Below are 19,599 nucleotides of genomic sequence, written 5' to 3' on the forward strand. Positions count from 1 at the left end.
GGCGTGAGTTCTCTACTTCTCGCAGTACCCGAGGTCGACTCGCATCTGCATACCGGTCACGTAGCGAGACTCCTCCGAGGCCAGGAACAACACCATGTTCGCGATGTCTCGCGGCTCGACCCACTTGTGCGGCAGCAGGTGCAGCGACTCGAACACCTGACCGAAGTCGTCGCGGCCCGGGTTCTCCAGATCGGGCCGGAACAGGTGGTACATGGCGTCGTTGTGGATCATGTCGGTGTCCACCGACGTCGGGTGCACGGTGTTGACCCGGATGTTGAACTGCCCGAACTCACCCGCCAGGGCCTTCATCAGCCCGACGACGCCGTGCTTGGCCGCGGTGTAGTGCGCCAGCGTCGGGAAGCCTTTGATGCCCGCGGTAGAGCTGGTCAGGATGAGCGACCCGCTCTGCCGCTCCTTCATCCCGGGCAGCACCGCCTGGCAGGCGTTCCAGACACCCGTCAGGTTGGTGTCGATCATGTCCTGCCAGGTCTGCTGCGCCATGGTGTCGCTCGGCTCGGTGCTGAAGATGCCGGCGTTGGCCACCAGGACGTCCACCGGCCCGACCTCGGCCTCCCCCGCCTCCAGTGCGGCCTTCACGGCGGCCGGGTCCCGCACGTCCGCCTGCTGCGTGACGATCCGCCGGTCGAGGGCCTCGACCTGCTTGGCCGTCTCCTCCAGGTCCCCGGCGTTCGCCATCGCGTACGGCACGCTCGCGATCTGGTCGCAGAGGTCGACCGCGATGATGTCCGCGCCCTCCTCGGCCAGCCGCAACGCGTGGGCGCGCCCCTGACCGCGCGCAGCGCCGGTGACGAAGGCGACCTTCCCCTCGACACGTCCCATCTGACAGCCCTCCTCGTCGAGTCCCACAGCATGTGCGCGGTCGAACCTACCGACCATATGGTTCGACCACAATCCCTCCGCCGCAGAAGCCGTCGAGCACCCATCTCTCCTGCGCCTCTACGTGCTGAGTAACCGGATCCCGGCGAAGATGGACCACGACCGTTGGTAGTAGAACCAGACGGTTGGTTGTATGGTCGTGGGGAAGACTTGCCGGGACCGGTCGCACAGCCGCGGCCCGTCCACCTGAGACACTGCCGGCGGCAGCGGGGACGACCGGGCCGGCGACGACGAGGGGACAGCGATGGCGACGAAGCGCAAGAGCGCGGTCAGTGACCGCCGCAACCGCGAACCGGAGCTCATTGCCGCGGCGATCACCGTGTTCTACGAGAAGGGCTACGCCGCAGCCTCTCTGCAGGACGTCGCCGACATCGTCGGCGTGCTCAAGGGCAGCCTCTATCACTACATCTCGTCCAAGGAAGACCTGCTCGCCCGGATCTGCGTGGAGTCGCACGCCCAGGCCGCAGGCATCATGGAGGAGGCGCTGGCGAGTGCGGACGATCCCCTCGACCAGCTGCGCGCCTACCTCCAGCGGATCGCGTTGTGGTACCTGACCAACATCGAGCGCGTCAGCATCTACTTCAACGAGGGCAGATGGCTGACCGGCGAACGGCTCAGCGAGGTTCGCGCCCAGGGCCGCGAGTTCCACGCCTTCATCCGCACCCTCATCGACAAGGCACGTACCGGCGACCGGGTCCGTGAGGACGTCGATCCGCGCGTCGCGACGCAGCTGATAATCGGCTCGCTGAACAGCGTCTCCACCTGGTACCGGCCGGACGGGCTGTACTCACCGGAGGAGATCGCCACCGCGTTCACCGACATGTCGCTGGCCTCGATCAGCGGCGACGTGCCTGCCGTCCTGCCGCGGGCGGCGCCCTCACCTCAGGAGGAGTAGATGCCGACCCCTCGGGGATCACTCGTCGGCCACGCGGTGGCGGACTGGGCCCGGGCCACGCCGCGGCGAGCCGCGCTGGCCGAGACCGGTGGCCGCATCCGAACCTACGCCGAGCTGAGCTACCGGGCGAACCGGCTGGCCCAGGGCCTGCTCGCGCGGGGGCTCGACCCCGGCGACCGGGTCGCTGTCTGGCTCGGCAACCGCATCGAATACATCGAGACCTACCTGGCCTGCGCCAGAGCGGGCCTCGTGGTCGTACCGGTCAACATCAGGTTCACCGCCGAAGAGGCCCGGTTCGTCCTGGAGGACTCCGGCGCCCGTGCGCTCGTGCACGAGGGGACGGTGGGCGGGCGGGTCACAGAACTCGACCTCGAGCTCACCCCCGCGCTGGACGTCGACACGCCGGGGTTCGAGGAGTTCGTGGCGGCGGGTGCGGAGGTCCCTCCCGTCGAACCGCATCCCGACGACCTCCTGGTGATCGGCTACACCAGCGGCACCACCGGCTTCCCGAAGGGCGCCGAGCTCACTCATCGCTCCGTGACCCACCTCGGCCTCACGAACGCGCTGGCCTGCCGGTACAGCCTCGGCAGCGTCCAGGTCTTCGGGCTGTCGCTGTCGTTCACCGCGACCGTCCCGGCACACGTCCTCCCCCATCTCGCCGTCGGGGGCACCACGGTCCTGCTCCCGCACTGGGAGACCGCGCACGCCGTCGCGGAGATCGCCGCGCGCGGTGCGGACTTCGTGATCCTCCCCGGCCCCGCCATCGGGGAGTTCACCGCACTCGCCGAGAAGGACCCGAGCCGGGTCGCGTCGCTGCGATCGGTTCTGCACTCCGCGTCGAAGGCCCCACCCGAACAGCTAGAACGGCTCGTCGAGGTGATCGGGCCGCGCTTGGTGGAGGGCTGGGGCATGACGGAGAACTCGGGCGGTCTGCTCACCGCGACCACCGAACGGGACTACCGAGAATCCGTCCCCGGGATCTTCGCGAGCGTGGGCCGAGCGGTGCCCGGCACGTACGTCACGGTCGTGGACGAGGCGGGCGAGCCGCTCCCCCACGACGGCTCGAGCGTCGGTCAGCTCGTAGCCACCTCGGGCTCGGTCGCCCGCGGCTACTGGAACCGCCCCGAGGCGACCGAGGCGACCTTCGGCGGTGGGACATACCGCACCGGTGACCTCGGCACGATCGACGAGCGGGGCTACGTATCGATCATGGACCGACGGTCGGACCTGATCGTCAGCGGCGGGATGAACGTGTACCCGAGTGAGATCGAGCGGGTCCTCGCCGGGCTCGACGGGGTGGTCGAGTGCGTGGTCGTCGGCGCTCCCCACGAGCGGTGGGGTCAGACCCCCGTGGCCTTCGTCGTCGCGCCCGGCCGTACCGGCGCGGAGCTCCTCGAGCAGTGCCGCCGCAGCCTGGCGAGCTACAAGCTGCCCAGCCGGGTGGTGTTGTGCGAGGCGCTGCCCCGCAACGCCTCGGGGAAGATCGTGCGCGGTGCACTGACCCTCTGACACGCCCGAGGCGCCCCTCGTCTCACGAGGGGCGCCTTGGGGTGAGGATCGTCAGGCCGGCAGCTTGACCCGCGGCGCAACCTCCTGCGCCAGCAGCCGGGTGGACTCGTTCCACGCCTCGGCCTGGTCGATGTAGTCGTAGTCGTAGGGCATGATCGTGCCGAACCCGCCGGTGGCCTCCTGGAACTCCTCCAGTTTGGCCGCGACGGTGTCCGGGCTGCCGACGATCCACACGTGCTCGGCCAGGAAGTCGAGGTCGATGTCGGCGGAGTCCACACCAGTGCCCTCGGCGAGCCCGTCGAGGATGCCGAACTGCTTGTAGACGGGGAGCAGGTAGTTGCTCCACGCCTCGCCCATGCCACCCTCGATCGCCAGCTTCTTGGCCGCGGCGTCGGTCTCGGCGACGCAGACGTCCCGCACCACGTGGTGGTCCTCGCGGTCCGCCTTGTGCCCGTTCGCGGTGGACGCCTCCTCGAAGACCTGCCAGTGGTTCTTGAGGAAGGTGTTGCCCGCGTACACCGAGAGCGGCAGGTAGCCGTGCGCGCCGGCGAACTTGATCGACGGCGAGTTGGGAGACAGGCCGGTCAGGCCCATCCGCACCTTCCCGCCGTGCGGTGCCATCGCCCGGAACGGGTGATGCGGGTCCTCCTCGGGGAACCCGGCCTTGAAGTAGGTGCCCTCGTGGTGGAAGGGCTCCCCCTTCCAGATCTTCTCCAGGATCTCGATGGACTCGATCACCATCTCGTGGTTCTTGGAGAGGTCGGTGAAGCCGCGGATGGCACCGTCGGCCGGGTAGGCACCCGCGCCGATGCCGAGGATGTACCGGCCCTCGAGGATCTGGGTCAGCCAGGCGACCTGCATCGCCAGGGACCCGGGGTTGTGGTAGGGGAGCAGGTGGGCCCCGGGCGCCAGGATGATCTGCTCGGTGTTCAGCGCCGCGGCGGCGATCACCAGCTCCGGGTTGGGAATGGACTCCCAGGACTGCGTCGCGTGCTCACCGATCCAGTACTCGGAGCAGCCTGCCTGGTCGGAGGCGACAGCACGGTCCACCGCCCACTTGAAGATCTCCTTCGCCGACCGTGTCGGCGGCATGAACGGGGTGTGGAACACAGCGGCGCGCACAAGCAGCTCCTTTGCCGGGTCTTCGTGACTGTCACGGTTCTTCCATAGTCGGCGGCAGCAAACCCAACCAACCGACTGGCAGGCTCAGCGTATCGATCGTACGGCGGACTAGTCAATGCGCTCTGGCCTGCAATTATGATGGGATCGAACCGAGTCAAACGCATGGAAGGTTGCCCTCGTCGATCAAGCGTTCTGCAGCGCGGGGCCGCTCGTCAGAACGGCGCGTCGAACCCGGCGCGCAAGACGGCGATCCGCCAGCAGCCGTCCGCCTCGCGGGCGAGGGAGAAGCGGTAGCAGCCGGTCGTCTCCATCCGGACCACGCCCGCAGAGGCCGAGGTCAGAACCAGATACGCAAGCACCGTGGCGCGGTCGTCCACCAGCTCTTCGACAAGGGCGTTGGTGAGTACGTACCTGCGCTGGTCGGGCTGGGTCGGCCAGAACCGGCCGAGCCAGTCCGTCACGGCCTGCCGGCCGCGGAAGGGACCGATGAGCTCAGTGCCCATGACACTGCCCTCCCACACGCCGCCTGCGGTGAAGCACTCGGCGAGCAGGTCGGCGCGACGCTCGTCGAACGCCCAGCCGTAGCGGTGCACCCGCTCGACGACGGCCGCGCGGTCGTCCGCGATGGGCGCCGCCGACGCGGCCGCGAGCCAGGTCGTCTCCCTTGCCCGAGCCGGACGAGGCCGCAGCCCCTCGTTCGTCGCTTCCGTCATCTGTCCGGCTCCCGTCCGGCCTGGACCACGAGGGCTCGCATCATCCCGGCGATCTGCTCGGCGCCGGCTCCGTCGACAAACCGCAGGACCGGCTCGTCGATCCCGAGTGACCGCCGCCTCGCCAGCCCGTCGACGACGCCCGCTGCGGTGCCCGCCAGCGCCGTCCGATCGATCAGGTCGTCGGAGACGGCCGCCCGGGCACCCGCCCGGTCGCGCTCCACCCAGCGGGCCGTGACAAGGTCGACCTCGTCATCGAAGCCGTTGCGTCGGAACAGATTCGCGTACGCGCTGCCGTTCGCCGCGATGTACCACGCGGCGCTGTTGCGCACCGCATCCCGGGCCACGGCAGGATCGGTGTCCACCGCCGTGTAGTGAAAGGCCGCGATGCGCGGTGCGGGCGGGTCCGCCAAGGCCGGGTCGAGCTCGTCGAGCCAGATGGGTAGCCAGCCGCCCGCCTCCGCTGCGACCCGCCGCGACGCAGGCGTGAGGCCCGCCACCAACAGGTGCACCGGGCCGTTCGGGGCCACCGCGAGGCGGAAGCCCGATCTCAGCCGATCTCCCGCCAGGAGCGCGCGCAGGGTGCGGATGTAGGTGGCGAGACGAGTGACGGGACGGTCGAACGGCACGTCGTGGAAGCCCTCGACGAGTGCTCGCCCGCTGGTGCCCAGGCCGAGGTTCAGGGGGCGGCCGCCGAGTGCCTCGGACAGTCCCGCCGCGGACTGCGCGAGCGTGGCGGCGCTGCGTCCGAACACGTTGACGATCCCGGTGCCCAGCTCGATCCGCTCGGTACGAACCGCGATCTCGGTCAGGACGCCGAAGACGTCTCGGCCGGTCGCCTCGGTGAGCCATACACCGCGGAAGCCGAGCTCCTCTGCCCGCACGGCGAGGGCGACGAGCTCGGTCCGCAGAAGGGAGTCCGTCCCGAGTGCGACCGAGACCCCCTCCGTCCCGCTCACCGCGCGCGGTGGGACAGCAGTCCTTCGACCAGCTCGCGCAGCGTCACGATGTGCCGCAGGTACACGTGCACACCCATCTCCCAAGTGAAGCCCATGCCGCCGTGGATCTGGATACAGCTCTCCACCACCTCCTGGCTCGTGGACAGCGAGTGCAGCAGGAGACGGCGGGTGTCGATCGACTCCGCACCCTCGGCATAGCCGTCGGCCGCGGCCCAGAGCACGGCAGTCTCGGCGCGCTCGACCAACTCCAGAGCGTGCGCCGCCCGATGCTTGATCGCCTGGAAACTGCCGATCGGCACACCGAACTGCTTGCGCCCCTTGGCGTAGTCCACGGCGTCGGTCAGGCAGCGGCGGGCTGCTCCCACGCCCTCTGCCGTCCAGAGCACAGCCAGCTCACGCGCCGCCTCGCCCGCGAACGCCGTGGCCGTGTCGACCGAGACCGTCCGCAGCGTGAGCGCGAACGGATCGGTCGGGCCGGCGACCTCGGACAGGAAGCCGTCCGGTCCCGTGCCCAGCCCGGAGAGCACCCGGCACGTCGCCCCGTACGGCGCCATGACGCCCGCGGCGGTCGGGACCGCGACCGTGACCGGCCCTGCCTGGTCGCGCGCGGCGGCGGACCACCGCTTGGCCGCGATCGTCTCGATCAGTGGCGCGGGCGCGCAGAACCGGCCCCAGGCCACGGCCACCTCGGCCAGGTCACGCAGGGTCGCCCCCGCGCCGCCGGCCTCCTCCGGGACACCGAGCTCGTCCCAGCCGCCGTCGCTCAGCACCGACCAGCCGAGTGGGTCCGTCTCGGCGTAGTCCGCGACCGGTGTACCGCCGAGGACACCGCCCAGCAGGTCCCGCACGCCTTCGGCCGCGAGGACCCCGATCTCGCCCGCGCGCATCCGTCTCACCGTCACCGCCGCCCCCTCACTTCGGAAGGCCGAGCACCCGCTCGGCGATGATGTTGCGCTGGATCTCCGACGAACCGGAGTAGATCGACGAGGCGCGCGTCTCGAGGTACTGGTGGCGCCAATGCGCGCGGTGCTCGGGCGGAGCGATCCGCAGTCCGAGCTGCGTCATCTCCTGCCACAGTTCGCTCCACGTCACCTTGAGCACCGACGACGCCCGGACGAACGCCACCGGGTCCGGCTCCAGCTCGACGGCCTTGGCCACCTGCCAGCGCACCAGCTCCAGGCGCACGTCCATGTCCGCGGCCTCGCGCTCGTAGGCGGTGCCCACACAGTGCCGCAGCAGCAGGTCCATGTCGCCGCGCATCTCCACGTACCGGGTGATGCCCTCGACCGCGCCGCGCTCGTTCTGCAACACGGTCATCGCGACCTTCCAGCCCTCGCCGTCGGCGCCCAAGCGGTCCTCATCGCCCACCCAGACGTCCTCGAAGAAGACCTCGGCGAAGTGTGAGGTCCCTGAGATCTGCTTGATCGGGCGGACCACGACGCCGGGCTGGTGCATGTCCAGCAGCAGCATCGACAGGTTCCGGTACCGCGGCGCGTCGGGGTTCGTCCGTGCGATCAGCAGGCACCTGTCAGCCACGTTCGCGAAGCTCGTCCACACCTTCTGCCCGGTCACCCGGTACCCGTTCCCGTCCCGCCGCGCCGTCGTCGAGACGCTCGCCAGGTCCGACCCGGCACCCGGCTCCGAGAAGCCCTGGCACCAGATGTGCTCGCCGGACAGGATGCCCGGCAGGAACCGGGACCGCTGGTCCTCGGTGCCGTGCACGATCAGCGTGGGCGCGGTCAGGATCTTCCCGATCCGACCGAACCCCTCTGGGGCGTGCGCCCGGGCCGCGAGCTCGTGGAACGCCACCTCCTCGGCCAACCCGAGGCCCTGTCCTCCGTGCTCCGCGGGCAGCGAGAGCCCGGCGAAACCGCCTTCGAAGAGCTGCCGGTCCCAGTCCCGCTTGATCTGGGTGGTCTCCTCCTCGGACAACGCCCCACGCTCGGCCTTCCACCGCTCCGGGACCGCTTCACGGAGCCACTGCTCCGCATCCTGGCGGAACAGCGCTAGGTCCGTCCGTCTGGACAGCGTCATCGCCACCTCGACTTCCCACATCTCGACCAACTGGTAGGGAGATTACGAACCAACCGACAGCAGAGTCAACGACAAGCACCACAAAGCCTGCTTAGTATGCATGAGCACCCTTGACTCGACGACCCAACCAGACGGTAGGTTGTGAGTCGCCTGACGCTCGAAGACGAGGAGAAGCAGTGCCGGAAGCAGCCCCGGAGCGCCCAGAGGTGACCCTGGAGCGCGAGGGCCCCATCGCGTACCTCACGTTCGACCGGCCCGAGCGGCTCAACGCGCTCTCCATGCGCATGCTCGACGAGCTGGCCGACCATCTCGCCGCACTGGAGGACTCCGACGCCCGCGTCGTCGTGATCCGCGGGGCGGGCAAGGCTTTCTCCGCGGGCTACGACGTGTCGAGCGACTCCGAGGAGATCGGCGACGCGCACGCACGCAGCTCTGTGGCAGACCGCGACCGGCAGGCCGCGTACATCGACCGCTTCACCCGGATCTGGCGCAGCACCAAGCCGGTGATCGCCCAGATCCACGGCTACTGCATGGCCGGCGCCACCCAGCTCGCCCTGTTCTGCGACCTCACAGTCGTCGCCGAGGACACCCAGATCGCCGCCTCTCCGGCGATCCCCCTCGGCGGCGGCTTCATCTCGCCGCTGTGGTCCTTCCAGGTCGGGCCCCAGCGTGCCAAGGAACTCTCCTTCGTCGCGGGCCGCCGCCTCGACGGACGTACCGCGTACGAATGGGGCTTCGCCAACGCGGCGGTGCCCGCAGCGGACCTCGAACAGCACGTCCGCGAGCTCGCGTTGAGCATCGCGAAGACGCCGGCGTCGATCCTGCGGATGAAGAAGCTGGCGATCAACCGGGTGCAGGAGATGAACGGTTTCCTCACGGTGGCGAGCATGGGCGCGGACACCGACGCGCTGATCCACACCACTCCGGACGTCGCCGAGCTGCAGGAGCTGGTCAAGGAGATCGGCCTGAAGAAGGCGATAGCGCACTTCCGCGACTGAGGCGCCACGAGTCCCCGCACGTGAACGAGGAGGTTCCAGTGCCGAGCCACACCCCTGCCGACAGTGTCGGCGCCGCCGTCGCGGCACTCGCCGAGGGGCGCATGATCGTGGTGGTCGACGACCACGACCGCGAGAACGAGGGCGACTTGATCGCCGCCGCCGAGTCCGTGACACCGGAGCAGATGGCGTTCCTGGTGGCACACACCACCGGGATCGTCTGCGCCCCGATGTCGCACGAGCGGGCCGACGCGCTCGGCCTGCCCGTGATGGTCACGGACAACCAGGACGCGCACGGCACGGCGTTCACGGTGACCGTCGACCACGTGGACTCCGGGACGGGTGTATCGGCTGCGGCAAGGGCCCGGACGTGCCACGCGCTCGCCGACCCCGCGACGACCGCCGGTGAACTGCGCAGGCCGGGGCACGTGTTCCCGCTCCGCGCCCGCGACGGCGGTGTGCTGGTGCGGGCCGGGCACACCGAGGCCGCCGTCGACCTGCTCCGGCTCGCGGGTCGCGAGACCGTCGGGGTGATCAGCGAGCTGGTCGACACCGGCGACCCGGCCGGCGACATGCTCCGCGGCGAGCGACTCACAGCGTTCGCGGCGGAGCACGACCTGCCGGTCCTCGCGATCGCGGACCTCGTCCGCTACCGGCGGGCGACCGAGGAGCTGGTCGAGCAGGTCGCCGAGTCGACCATGCCGACGATCTTCGGTGACTTCCGCGCCGTCGCCTACCGCTCCCGCCTCGACGGCACCGAGCACCTCGCCCTGGTCATGGGCGACATCGCCGCGGCGGGTCGCTCCGAGCGCGGAGTCCTGGTCCGGGTGCACAGCGAGTGCCTCACCGGAGACATCGTCGGCTCGCTGCGCTGCGACTGCGGCACTCAATTGGAGCAGGCGATGCGCGCGGTCGCCGACGAGGGCTGCGGTGCCGTCGTCTACCTGCGAGGCCACGAAGGCCGCGGAATCGGCCTGGCGCACAAGATCCGGGCCTACGCGCTGCAAGAGCAAGGCCTCGACACCGTCGACGCGAACACCGCACAGGGCCTGCCGGTGGACTCCCGCAGCTACGGCGTCGGCGCACAGATCCTCGGACACCTCGGCGTCCGACGGTTGCGCCTGATCACGAACAACCCCGCCAAGTACGGCGGACTCGACGGTTACGCCCTGGAGATCGTCGGGCGCGTTGCCCAGCCCACCGTCGAGACTCCCGAGAACCTGCGCTACCTGCGCACCAAGCGTGACCGCATGGGTCACGCCCTCCCCATCGAAAGGATCTCCTAGTCATGGCCGGAAAGCTCGAGGGCAAGGTCGCCTTCATCACCGGTGTCGCGCGCGGGCAGGGCCGCAGTCACGCCCTGACCCTCGCGCGTGAGGGCTGCGACATCATCGGCGTCGACATCTGTGAGGACATCCCGGGCGTCCCGTACCCCGGCGCCACCCGCGCGCAGCTCGACGAGACCGTGAAGCTCGTCGAGGCGCTCGACCGCCGGATGCTCGCGACCATCGCCGACGTGCGCGACCTCCCGAAGATGACCTCCGTCGTCGACGAGGGCGTGGCCGAGCTGGGCCGACTCGACATCGTGGCCGCAAACGCCGGCATCGCCGCTGCGCCGACCGAAGCCGCGGGCATGGACTACCACATCTGGCAGGACATGATCGACATCAACCTCAACGGCGCTTATCACGCCGCGCGGGCCGGCATTCCCCACATCAAGGCGGGCGGACGCGGCGGGTCGATCGTGATCACCAGCTCGGTGGCAGGGCTGCACCCCTTCGCGAACATCCCGCACTACGTCACCGCCAAGCACGGCACCGTCGGGCTCGCCAAGTCCCTCGCCCTGGAGCTGGGACCAGACTCGATCCGCGTGAACACGATCCATCCCACCCAGGTGGCGACGCCGATGGCGGACAATCTCGCGACGTGGAAGATGTTCCGCCCGGACCTGGAGAACCCCACCCACGAAGACTTCCTCGAGGCCTCCCGCACCCTGCAGGTCCTGCCCACGCCGTGGGTACAGCCGGAGGACATCTCCAACGCGCTGCTGTTCCTGGTCTCCGACGACGCCCGCTACATCACCGGCGCTGCCCTGCCGGTCGACGCCGGTGCGCTCCTGAAATGACCAGTCCGGTCGACCTCTACGGCCTCTACGCCCACTACTACGACGAGGACCGACCGGCGGAGTTCGCCGCCCTGTTCGCCGTGGACGCCACGTTCACGTCGGACGACGTGGAGCGAGCCCGCGGCCGGGCCGCGATCGAGGAGATGGCGCGGACCGGGAGAGCAGCCCTGGCGGGCGTCCGCCACCTCATCTCCAGCGTGGCGGTGGACGTCGACGGTGACACGGCGACCGGCAGTGCCTATGTGCAGGCCGTCCAGGTACACGCGGACACGCTGCAGCTCGTCACGCTCGGCCGCTACGACGACACCTTCGTGCGCGAGGACGGACGGTGGCGGTTCAGGGTGCACCGCTACACACCGTTGACCAGTTCGGCCTTGGCCGGGGCACGGCTCGCCTCCAGCTGAGCGGCGGACGGGACCCATGGGCCCCGTCCCAGCCCTATCGGTTGAGGATGCGGTTGAGCGCGGGGGCCACGTCGCGATGGGTCGCGACGGGGGAGAGTGCCGTGGCCGAGGCAGGCGAGGTCGCGGCCCAGTGGGAGGTCGTGCTCGCCGTCGGTCTCGAGCAGCACGTGCAGCTCGCCGAAACGGCGGGCGAGGGTCGCGGGGGTCGGGGCCTGCGTTGTGCACGGCGTCGGTGAGCAGGATCGCGGTCCGTCTGCGGGCGGCGGAGCGGGCCAGCTCGGCGTGGGCCACCGACCGCCCGAAGCCGACGTTGGTGAGCCCGTGGGCGGGGATCCGCAGCAGGGCGTCCAGCAGCGCGGCCGGGGTGGCGGGTTCGGTCAGCCCCTTGACGACGGCGGCGTCGGACCAGAACGCCACGAGCGCGAGCTGGTCCCCGGCCCGGGACAGGTCCGCACTCAGGGCGGCGACGGTGGCGGCGGCGATGCGGACCTTCTCCCCGCGCATGGAGCCGGACGGCGTCTGACCTGATGTGTCCCGCGGGGACTGCGTGAGGGGCCTTCCCCGCCTTGTGTGTCGCGGTGCTCTTGCGGCCGCGCCGGCGTGACCGGACCTCGGTGGGGACGGTCCATCGCTCGGCGATGATCGCCTTCGCCGGGGCGGGGTCGACGTGGGTGCCGGCGGTGTCGCAGATGACGGAGGGCATGCCGCGACGCAGCACCGCCCAGGCGCGTTCGGCCAGCGCGGCGGCGACCACGCAGAGGGCTTTGGTGTGGGTGGCGCCGCATCCGACGATCTGGGTGTAGTAGATCTTCGCTAGTTGCGGGTCCTGGCGGCGGGCGGTACCCGCGGCCCGGATCAGGGTGGTGCGTAGCAGCGCCGGCCCGGCCTTGGACATGGGCCGGCCCTTGCGGTCGGTGTTCCCGGTCTCGCTGGCGCGCGGGGCCAGCCCGGTGAACGAGCGGAACTGGCGCGCGGTGGGGAACCGGGCGGCGTCGCCGACGATCGCGACCGGTGCCGGTGCGCCGACGCGAGCCAGGCCGGGCAGGCTGCGCGCGAGCTGGCCGGGGTCGGCCCATCGGTAGGCGTGCTCACGGTGTGCGGCGTGCGCGGCCAGTTCGGCCTGCACGGCGCGCAGCAGCCGGACCTCGGTGGCGACCTCGGCGGCCAGGTCGGTGAACGGCATCGCCGGATAGGCCGCGTAGAGCTCGACCGCGGCGGTTGCGGCGGCCCGCCAGGCCGCGGCCCGTGCGGCGCCCTGCCGCCCGTGCGAGGCCTTGCCGATCACGGTGGTGAGCCGGGCCGGGCCAGCGGCGAGCAACGCGCGCGGGTCGGCCCAGCGCTCGAGCACGGCCAGGTCGGCCTGCCCGATCTCGCCGGCCAGCGGGGTGACGGCAGCACGCGTCGGCAAAGCGCAGAACAAGCTGCTGCTGGAGGTGATCAGTCTGACCGGCGGCCTGCGGCGCGACCCAAGTCCGCGTTAGCTGCGCATTCACAGACGCCAGGGGTCCGAGTCGGACCCTCACCCCGCCAGACGCCCCGAGTCTCCGAGATCCTTCGGCGTGTCCGGCTCGCCCCAAAAGTCCAGCGATTCCAGCCACCGCATCAGCAGCTCGCCGGTGCCGCGGAAGTGGGCAGCGGTGTTGGCCCGTGCGACCTCGACATCCCCGGCCGCAAGCGCATCGATCAGTGGGGTGTGCTGGGTGCGGTTGACTTCGGACCAGCCCGGGACGACATGAAAGTTCTCCGGGAACTGCAGCGGAACCAGCCTGCTGGCCGCCCGGGCGAACCAGTCGAGCTTCGGCGCGTCCGCGATCACTGAGACATAGTGGTGCAAGATGGAGTTCAGCTCAGTGGCGAGATGCCCGTCCTCCGGGTCCGCCTCCCGGATGCGCTGATCGATCTCGCGCAGGTAATCGACGTCCCGCGCCGTCGCCCTGGTGGCGGCACGCGCAGCGATTTCGCCCTCCGCGGTCGACCACATCAGGTAGGTGTCCTCGACGTCCTTGCGCCGGATTGCTGCGACGCGGAAGCCGCGGTTCGGCTCATGTCGCACCCACCCGTCATGCGTGAGCAGCAGCAGAGCCTCACGGACAGGGGTCACGCTCACGCCAAGTTGATCCGCCAGCTGGCCGAGTCGGAGGGTGTCCCCTTGGTGCACGGTTCGCGCCATGATCTGGTCGCGGATCGCAGTCGCGACGTTGCGCCGCAGCTGCTCCTTCCCCGCGCGGGCCACGCCCGGATCCTACCGGCGGAAGCAGATCCCGCGGGACCCGTGATCGCCGACGCGGCGATCACGGGCCCGTCCGGCTCGAACGTCGTCACATCGGCCTTTCAGAGATCCAGGACCAGGCGCGGCGACCGGGAGCGGGAGCAGCACGGCATGATGACCTCGCCGGAGGCCTGCTCTTCTGCGCTGAGGTAGGAGTCGCGATGGTCCGGCTCTCCCTCCAGGACGTAGGTCTCACAGGTCCCGCAAATGCCTTCCCGGCAGGAGGTCGGCAGGTCCACCCCTGCCGCCTCGATGGCCTCGGCCAGGGTCTGGTCGGCCGTGACGGTGAGGGTGATGCCCGAGTCGTCGAGCTCGACCTCGAACGCGGTGTTCACCCCGTCGAGCGCTCCCTCCTTGGGCCGGAACCGCTCGAGGTGCAGTGACCCCGCGGGCCACGTGGCGCACTGCTGCTCGACGGCGTCGAGCAGCACCCCAGGGCCGCAGCAGTAGATCGCGGTGCCCGTGGTGGGGGTGCCGAGGATCGTGGCCAGGTCGAGGAGGCCGTGGGTGTCCTGCGGCCAGAACGTGACCCGGTCGCCGTAGGCTATGAGCTCGCCGCGGAACGCCATCGTGGACTCGTGGCGCCCGCCGTAGAACAGCCGCCAGGGCTTCCCGGCGTCCTCGCAGGCCGCGATCATCGGCAGGATCGGGGTGATCCCGATGCCGCCCGCGATGAAGAGGTACTCGCTCGCGTCGACCAGGGCGAAGTTGTTCCGCGGGCCCCGGCACACCACCTGGTCGCCGACGGCGAGGGTTTCGTGCACGTACGCCGAGCCGCCACGGCTCTCGGGCTCGCGCAGGACGCCGAGCCGCCAGCCGGACAGGTCCGTCGGGTCCCCGCACAGCGAGTACTGCCGCTCGAGGTCCGGGCTCAGGACCAGGTCGATGTGCGCGCCCGGCTCCCAGGCCGGCATCTTGTCCCCCACCGCGGGCTCCAGGCGCAGCGAGACGATCCCGTCCGCCTCGGCCTCGATCGCCGCGACGACCACGGTCAGGTCCTCTGTCACGGCCCGAGCACCTTCGCGGCCACGGCCTTGGTCGCCTCGGTGTCACCGGTGAGCACCTGTACGGGGTTGACGACCATCATCTGGGTGATCTGGTCCTCGGTGACCCCGCGCTTGCGCAGCTCGGGCAGCACGTAGTCGGAGATGCGGTGGTGGTGCCAGTTCGGGGTGTGCTTCGCGCGCCAGGACGGCGGGGTGTTGATCGAGAAGAACCCGGCGTCGTGGGAGATCGTGATCTTCTCGGCGTAGCCCTGCTCGAGGAGCTTCGCGAGGGTGTCGACGCGGGACTCGTCGTCGAGCACGAACTCCATGCCGAAGCGGTCCATGCCGATGAAGGAGCCGTTGTCCATCAGCTCCTTGAGGTAGTCGAGGTCGGTGGAGTCGCCGCTGTGCCCGATGACGGTGCGCTCGAGGTCCACCCCGTTGGCCTTGAACCACTTCTGCTGGTCTCGGCCGTTGGCGAAGTGGACGTTGGTGTGGGTGGAGATCGGCACGCCGGTCTCGGCCTGGGCACGGGCGGCGGCGCGGTAGACCCGGTCGAGGTCGGGGGTGATGCCGTGCTCGTCGGTGACGATCTTGATGATCCCGGCCTTGACCCCGTCCGTGCGCGGGATGCCCCTGGTGATGTCCTCGATGAACATCGTCTCCAGCACGTCCGGGCCGCCGAGGGTCTTCCCGACGAGCCCGTCCGGGCCGTGGGTGTGGAAGTAGGTCGGGAGGTCCTTGGCGGTGTAGTAGCCGGTGGCCACGACGATGTTGAGCGGCACGCCCTCGGCGAGGCGCTGCACGGTGGGGATGTCCCGGCCGAGCCCGAGCACGGTCAGGTCGACGAAGGTGTCGATGCCCTTGTCCTCGTGCAGCGAGGTCAGGCTCTTCCGCGCCCGCTCGAAGATCGCCGCCTCGTCGTACTCCGGGTGCACGATGTTCTGCTCGAGCTCCGGGTTGCGGGCCATGATGTGCTCGTGCATCAGCGTGGTGCCGATCTGCGTGCTGTCGATCGGGCCCCGCAGGGTGTTGACGGTGGTCATGCGGTGGCATCTCCTTCGATGTCGCTGGTGGGGTGCGTCAGGGCGTCGCGGCGGGCACGGGCGGCGGCCAGGCCGGCCTTGAGGAAGCCGACGTCGGAGCCCGCGGTAACCAGGCGGAAGCCCCGGTCCGCCTCCGTGGTGGGATCGCCGGTGATCCCGGCGGCGATGCCGGCGGTGGCGCAGGCGGCGACGATCTCGGCGACGGCGGCGCGGTGCCGTTCGTCGCGGGGGCCGGTGACCGGGTCGAGGCCGAGACTCACGGCGAGGTCACCGGGCCCGACGTATACGCCGTGCACGCCGGGGACCGCGGTGATCTCCTTCGCCCGGGCGACTCCCTCCGCGGTCTCGATCATGACCAGGCACAGCACCTGACCGTTGACCGTTGCCGGGTCCGGCCCGAGGCCGTAGGCCGAGCGGGTCGGCCCCCAGCTGCGCACACCCAGCGGCGGATAGTGCGCCGCCGCGGCGGCCCGGCGGGCGTCCTCGGCCGATTCGACGTTCGGCACGATGATCCCCTCGGCGCCGGCGTCGAGCGCCCGGCCGATCAGGACCGGGTCGTTGCTCGCGACCCGGACCAGCGCGGTGGTGCCGGTCCGGGCGGTGGCCCGCAGCATCTCGACCGGGCTGGCGAGCCCGCCCACGCTGTGCTGCTGGTCGAGGTAGAGGTAGTCGAACCCGGCCATCGCCAGGGTCTCCGCGACGTGCGGATCCCCGGTGTGGCAGGCCAGGCCGACGGCCGTCCCGCCCGACTGCAGGATCCCCCGCAGCCGGTTGGGATGGGCCGCGGTGGCGACGGCGTAACTCACGACGCCGTCTTCTGCAGGGCCTTGTCCAGCCGGTACCAGTCCCGCGCGGACTCGTGCATCACCTTGGGCCGCATGGACTCCGGCATCACGCCAAGCACCCGTGCGAGGTCGTTGGTGTGCAGGTGCGGGTAGTCCGTGGCGAACATCAGGATGTCCTCGGAGCCCAGCCACTCGATGATCCGGCGGGCGTGCGCGTCCGGGCCGAGGTCGGCCGGGGCGATCGAGAACCGGAAGTGATCCCGGATGATCTCGGTGGGCAGCCGGTCGACCCAGGGGATCTCGCGGCGCAGGCCCTTCCACTTCTTGTTGATGCTCCAGCTCCAGGTAGGGACCCAGGCGAAGCCGCTCTCGAGCATCGTCACCCGCATCTCGGGGAACTTCTGGAAGATGCCCTCGTAGATCAGGCTGGTCAGCTGCGCGCCGAAGACCTGGATCTCCGCGGCGTACTCCTCGGCGTACCAGGAGGCGTATCCGGTCGGGGACGGCGCGTCCTCCGAGGTCCCGCCCCAGCTCAGGCCCATGACCAGGTCGTGGCGGGTCATCGCTTCGTAGATCGGCCAGAACACCCGCTGCCCGTAGAGCCGCTCCGAACGCACCGGCATGGTGACCTGCACGATCCGTGGGTGCGAGCCGACGCGCTCGATCTCGGCGGCCGCCGCGGCGGGGTCACGGGCCGGGACCACCATCGAGCCGACCAGCCGCGGGTCGCGGTCGAGCCACTCGGCGATCAGCCAGTCATTGACCGCGCGGGCCAGCGCCGGAGCCCAGTCCGGGTGGCGTAGCGAGTCCACACCGTAGGCGGTGTTGACCAGCGCGACCTCCGTCCGCCACGGGTCCAGGACGTGTTGCTGCAAGTCCTCCAGGCGCGACGCCGGGGGCCGGCCCTCGGGGCGCCACTCGTCCCGCGCCGTCGTCGGTGCGTTCGGCGGGTACGCCAGCGCCTGACCGTTCGGGCCCTTCCAGCCACGTTCCTGGGCACCCTGCACCCACACCGGGTCGGTGTAGGGAAACAGCGCCTCCAGCGACGGCGGGGTGGCGTGCACGTCGCAGTCGATCACCGGGCCGGTCCACAACGCCTCACGCGTGGTGCCCTGCAGCAGGGGGGTGGTCATGACGATCCTCCGGGCTGTCGTTCCTGGCGAGCCGGCCGCAGGGACAGCACGATGTAGTCGGACTCGACCGCCACGTCGACGGTCTCGGCGGTGTAGGGGCCGGGGATTCGGCCGAGCTCGCCGCGGTCGAGCGCGGCCTTGACCTCGTCGGCGCCCTCGAGGGCGACGGAGAACGGGCGGGCGCGCAGTCGCGGGTTCCAGTAGGACCGGCCGTCCTCGACGTCGAACTCCCAGTTGTGGTACGGGCAGGTCACGAAGGTCTGGCCCTCGTCGAGGCGGACTTCGCCGGGGACCGGGGACTCGATCTGGTTGACGACACCGCCCTCGCACAGCGGCGCTCCCAGGTGCGGGCAGCGGTTGAGCATCGCGTAGAACGTGCCGCGGATGTTGAACACGCCGATCTCGCGGCCGTTCGCCTCGACGATCCGGCGCTCCCCCGGCGGGATCTCCTCGACCCGGCCGACCACGAAGCGGGTGGTGCGGACCGGACGGGTGGGTGAGGTCGTCACAGGACCTCCACCTCCTTCGTGCGGTGGCCGGGCACCGTCGCGGGGTCCAGCCAGGTCGGGTCCAGGTCGGCGACGCTGCGGCAGCCCATCAGCCGCATCGTGCGGACCATCTCGGTGCGCAGGATCTCCAGGACCCGCTCGACGCCCGCGGTGCCCGCCGCTGCCAGGCCCCAGGCGGGCAGCCGGCCCACGAGCACGGCCCGGGCCCCCAGCGACAGCGCCTTCAGCACGTCGCTGCCCCGGCGGATCCCGCTGTCCAGCAGCACCTCCGCGCTCTCCCCGACCGCGTCGACGATCCGTGGGAGCGCGGTGAGCGTGGCCGGGGAGCCGTCGAGCTGGCGGCCCCCGTGGTTGGACACGATCACCGCGTCCGCGCCGGCCTCGACGGCGCGCCGGGCGTCGTCCGGGGTGATGATCCCCTTGACCACGAGCGGGCCGTGCCAGTTCGCGCGCAGCCAGTCGAGGTCGGTCCAGGTGGGCGAGTGCGAGCCCGCGCCGCCCTTGGTCATCTCGGTGAGCACCATCGGCTTGCCGTCGACGGTCACTTCGGCGGTGTTCGGGATCTCGAAGGGCAGCCCGTCGAGCAGGTATCGCGCCAGCCAGGCCGGCTTCGGCAGCAGCTGCGGGGCGAGCTTCACGGCGTTGCGGGCGTTGACCCGCATCGAGTAGCTGAAGCCGTTCTTGTAGTCCCGGGGCCGGAAGCCCGCCACGGCCGTGTCGACCGTGGCGACCAGCGCGGAGTAGCCCGCCGCCTGCGCCCGGCCGACCAGGTTCTCCATCGTGGCCTGCGAGGAGAAGCGGTAGAGCTGGAACCACTGCGGCCCGTCGACCGCGGCGATGTCCTCGAGCGTGTACCCGGCGGCCGAGCTGGCGACGTGGATCGTGCCCGCCCGCGCCGCACCCGTCGCGAGCCCGAGGTCGCCGTCCGGGTGCACCAGGCGCATCCCGCCGCACGGGGCGGTGAGCACGGGCAGGTCGATCGGCGTGCCGAGGACCTTCGTGGACAGGTCGGGCTGGTCGACCCACGTCGCCATCCGCGGCGCGAAGGCCACGTCCCGGAACGCGCGGGCGTTGCGTTCGAGGGTCACCTCCCCCTCGGAGCCACCGTCCACGTACTCCCGGATCCCGCGCGGCAGCACCCGAGCCGCGGCACGCTGGGCGTCCACGTGGTCGAGCAACCGGGCCGCCCGCCTGCGGCGGGCCTTCTCCACTTGGGCCATG

At 70.6% G+C, this 19,599-nt stretch carries 19 protein-coding genes and 2 pseudogenes; 6 read left to right on the plus strand and 15 right to left on the minus strand.

The genetic code is table 11. The features are described from left to right. Positions 1–12: 12 nt before the first annotated feature. Positions 13–840, minus strand: coding sequence for a mycofactocin-coupled SDR family oxidoreductase (locus tag LWC35_RS03590; protein ID WP_232868432.1), 828 nt, complete (start codon positions 838–840; stop codon positions 13–15). 301 nt (positions 841–1,141) lie between these two features. Between LWC35_RS03590 and LWC35_RS03595 the strand changes: the two genes are divergently transcribed. Both LWC35_RS03595 and LWC35_RS03600 read left to right on the plus strand, forming a co-directional pair. Next, complete coding sequence (locus LWC35_RS03595) at positions 1,142–1,792, plus strand: TetR/AcrR family transcriptional regulator (RefSeq protein ID WP_232868433.1); 651 nt, start codon at positions 1,142–1,144, stop codon at positions 1,790–1,792. Further along, positions 1,793–3,301 (plus strand): class I adenylate-forming enzyme family protein, encoded by a 1,509-nt coding sequence (locus LWC35_RS03600; RefSeq protein ID WP_232868434.1) that lies wholly within the window; start codon positions 1,793–1,795, stop codon positions 3,299–3,301. 51 nt (positions 3,302–3,352) lie between these two features. On the opposite strand, the gene LWC35_RS03605 is transcribed toward LWC35_RS03600, so the two are convergent. The 5 genes from LWC35_RS03605 to LWC35_RS03625 all read right to left on the minus strand — a co-directional run bounded on the left by LWC35_RS03605 (position 3,353) and on the right by LWC35_RS03625 (position 8,126). After that, complete coding sequence (locus LWC35_RS03605) at positions 3,353–4,423, minus strand: LLM class flavin-dependent oxidoreductase (RefSeq protein ID WP_232868435.1); 1,071 nt, start codon at positions 4,421–4,423, stop codon at positions 3,353–3,355. A 212-nt stretch (positions 4,424–4,635) separates the two neighbouring features. After that, positions 4,636–5,136 carry a nuclear transport factor 2 family protein gene (locus tag LWC35_RS03610; RefSeq protein WP_232868436.1) on the minus strand — a complete coding sequence of 167 codons (501 nt, stop codon included), beginning with the start codon at positions 5,134–5,136 and terminating at the stop codon, positions 4,636–4,638. Then, complete coding sequence (locus tag LWC35_RS03615; protein ID WP_232868437.1) at positions 5,133–6,092, minus strand: LLM class flavin-dependent oxidoreductase; 960 nt, start codon at positions 6,090–6,092, stop codon at positions 5,133–5,135. Before LWC35_RS03615 ends, LWC35_RS03610 begins: the two co-directional genes overlap by 4 nt. Beyond that, complete coding sequence (locus tag LWC35_RS03620) at positions 6,089–6,979, minus strand: acyl-CoA dehydrogenase family protein (RefSeq protein WP_232868438.1); 891 nt, start codon at positions 6,977–6,979, stop codon at positions 6,089–6,091. Before LWC35_RS03620 ends, LWC35_RS03615 begins: the two co-directional genes overlap by 4 nt. A 25-nt stretch (positions 6,980–7,004) precedes the next feature. Continuing rightward, entirely contained in the window at positions 7,005–8,126 is a 1,122-nt protein-coding gene (locus tag LWC35_RS03625) for an acyl-CoA dehydrogenase family protein (protein ID WP_232868439.1), read from the minus strand. Between the two features lie 176 nt (positions 8,127–8,302). On the opposite strand from LWC35_RS03625, the gene LWC35_RS03630 reads away from it, so the two are divergent. From LWC35_RS03630 to LWC35_RS03645, 4 genes are read left to right on the plus strand one after another with little or no spacing between them, the layout of a single operon-like run. After that, positions 8,303–9,124 carry an enoyl-CoA hydratase-related protein gene (locus LWC35_RS03630; protein ID WP_232868440.1) on the plus strand — a complete coding sequence of 274 codons (822 nt, stop codon included), beginning with the start codon at positions 8,303–8,305 and terminating at the stop codon, positions 9,122–9,124. A 38-nt stretch (positions 9,125–9,162) separates the two neighbouring features. After that, positions 9,163–10,407: a bifunctional 3,4-dihydroxy-2-butanone-4-phosphate synthase/GTP cyclohydrolase II gene (locus tag LWC35_RS03635; RefSeq protein ID WP_308194453.1), complete on the plus strand. Its 1,245-nt coding sequence runs from the start codon at positions 9,163–9,165 to the stop codon at positions 10,405–10,407. Positions 10,408–10,409: 2 nt separating this feature from the next. Beyond that, positions 10,410–11,246 (plus strand): mycofactocin-coupled SDR family oxidoreductase, encoded by an 837-nt coding sequence (locus LWC35_RS03640; RefSeq protein WP_232868441.1) that lies wholly within the window; start codon positions 10,410–10,412, stop codon positions 11,244–11,246. Continuing rightward, a complete protein-coding gene (locus tag LWC35_RS03645; RefSeq protein WP_232868442.1) occupies positions 11,243–11,650 on the plus strand; it encodes a nuclear transport factor 2 family protein in 408 nt (135 codons plus the stop codon). Before LWC35_RS03640 ends, LWC35_RS03645 begins: the two co-directional genes overlap by 4 nt. Before the next feature lie 231 nt (positions 11,651–11,881). Here the strand turns inward: LWC35_RS03645 and LWC35_RS03650 are convergent. The 9 genes and pseudogenes from LWC35_RS03650 to LWC35_RS03690 form a co-directional block, all read right to left on the minus strand. Further along, positions 11,882–12,154, minus strand: a pseudogene (locus tag LWC35_RS03650) (VWA domain-containing protein); the annotation flags it as partial. A gap of 310 nt (positions 12,155–12,464) precedes the next feature. Next, a pseudogene (locus tag LWC35_RS03655) lies at positions 12,465–12,833 on the minus strand (IS110 family transposase); the annotation flags it as partial. A gap of 336 nt (positions 12,834–13,169) precedes the next feature. Continuing rightward, on the minus strand, positions 13,170–13,883 hold the full coding sequence (locus LWC35_RS03660; RefSeq protein ID WP_232868443.1) for a GntR family transcriptional regulator: 714 nt from the start codon (positions 13,881–13,883) through the stop codon (positions 13,170–13,172). 98 nt (positions 13,884–13,981) lie between these two features. After that, positions 13,982–14,926, minus strand: a complete 945-nt coding sequence (locus tag LWC35_RS03665; RefSeq protein WP_232868444.1) for a PDR/VanB family oxidoreductase — start codon at positions 14,924–14,926, stop codon at positions 13,982–13,984. Next, positions 14,923–15,951, minus strand: coding sequence for a phosphotriesterase family protein (locus tag LWC35_RS03670; protein ID WP_232868445.1), 1,029 nt, complete (start codon positions 15,949–15,951; stop codon positions 14,923–14,925). Before LWC35_RS03670 ends, LWC35_RS03665 begins: the two co-directional genes overlap by 4 nt. Then, positions 15,948–16,757 (minus strand): HpcH/HpaI aldolase family protein, encoded by an 810-nt coding sequence (locus LWC35_RS03675; RefSeq protein WP_232868446.1) that lies wholly within the window; start codon positions 16,755–16,757, stop codon positions 15,948–15,950. Before LWC35_RS03675 ends, LWC35_RS03670 begins: the two co-directional genes overlap by 4 nt. After that, entirely contained in the window at positions 16,754–17,869 is a 1,116-nt protein-coding gene (locus LWC35_RS03680) for an amidohydrolase family protein (RefSeq protein ID WP_232868447.1), read from the minus strand. Before LWC35_RS03680 ends, LWC35_RS03675 begins: the two co-directional genes overlap by 4 nt. After that, complete coding sequence (locus tag LWC35_RS03685; protein ID WP_232868448.1) at positions 17,866–18,378, minus strand: Rieske (2Fe-2S) protein; 513 nt, start codon at positions 18,376–18,378, stop codon at positions 17,866–17,868. Before LWC35_RS03685 ends, LWC35_RS03680 begins: the two co-directional genes overlap by 4 nt. Then, positions 18,375–19,598 (minus strand): alpha-hydroxy acid oxidase, encoded by a 1,224-nt coding sequence (locus LWC35_RS03690; RefSeq protein WP_232868449.1) that lies wholly within the window; start codon positions 19,596–19,598, stop codon positions 18,375–18,377. The genes LWC35_RS03685 and LWC35_RS03690 overlap by 4 nt, the downstream gene beginning before the upstream one ends. Position 19,599 lies beyond the last annotated feature (1 nt).

It is taken from the genome of Pseudonocardia kujensis, assembly GCF_021283305.1.
GTDB classification, from domain to species: Bacteria; Actinomycetota; Actinomycetes; order Mycobacteriales; family Pseudonocardiaceae; genus Pseudonocardia; species Pseudonocardia kujensis.

What these genes read in the sequence shown, in the direction of transcription:
- LWC35_RS03590 (WP_232868432.1), bottom strand. Translation starts at nt 840, where the DNA reads ATGGGACGTGTCGAGGGGAAGGTCGCCTTCGTCACCGGCGCTGCGCGC.
- LWC35_RS03595 (WP_232868433.1), top strand. Translation starts at nt 1,142, where the DNA reads ATGGCGACGAAGCGCAAGAGCGCGGTCAGTGACCGCCGCAACCGCGAA.
- LWC35_RS03600 (WP_232868434.1), top strand. Translation starts at nt 1,793, where the DNA reads ATGCCGACCCCTCGGGGATCACTCGTCGGCCACGCGGTGGCGGACTGG.
- LWC35_RS03610 (WP_232868436.1), bottom strand. Translation starts at nt 5,136, where the DNA reads ATGACGGAAGCGACGAACGAGGGGCTGCGGCCTCGTCCGGCTCGGGCA.
- LWC35_RS03620 (WP_232868438.1), bottom strand. Translation starts at nt 6,979, where the DNA reads ATGCGCGCGGGCGAGATCGGGGTCCTCGCGGCCGAAGGCGTGCGGGAC.
- LWC35_RS03625 (WP_232868439.1), bottom strand. Translation starts at nt 8,126, where the DNA reads ATGACGCTGTCCAGACGGACGGACCTAGCGCTGTTCCGCCAGGATGCG.
- LWC35_RS03640 (WP_232868441.1), top strand. Translation starts at nt 10,410, where the DNA reads ATGGCCGGAAAGCTCGAGGGCAAGGTCGCCTTCATCACCGGTGTCGCG.
- LWC35_RS03645 (WP_232868442.1), top strand. Translation starts at nt 11,243, where the DNA reads ATGACCAGTCCGGTCGACCTCTACGGCCTCTACGCCCACTACTACGAC.
- LWC35_RS03670 (WP_232868445.1), bottom strand. Translation starts at nt 15,951, where the DNA reads ATGACCACCGTCAACACCCTGCGGGGCCCGATCGACAGCACGCAGATC.
- LWC35_RS03680 (WP_232868447.1), bottom strand. Translation starts at nt 17,869, where the DNA reads ATGACCACCCCCCTGCTGCAGGGCACCACGCGTGAGGCGTTGTGGACC.
- LWC35_RS03690 (WP_232868449.1), bottom strand. Translation starts at nt 19,598, where the DNA reads ATGGCCCAAGTGGAGAAGGCCCGCCGCAGGCGGGCGGCCCGGTTGCTC.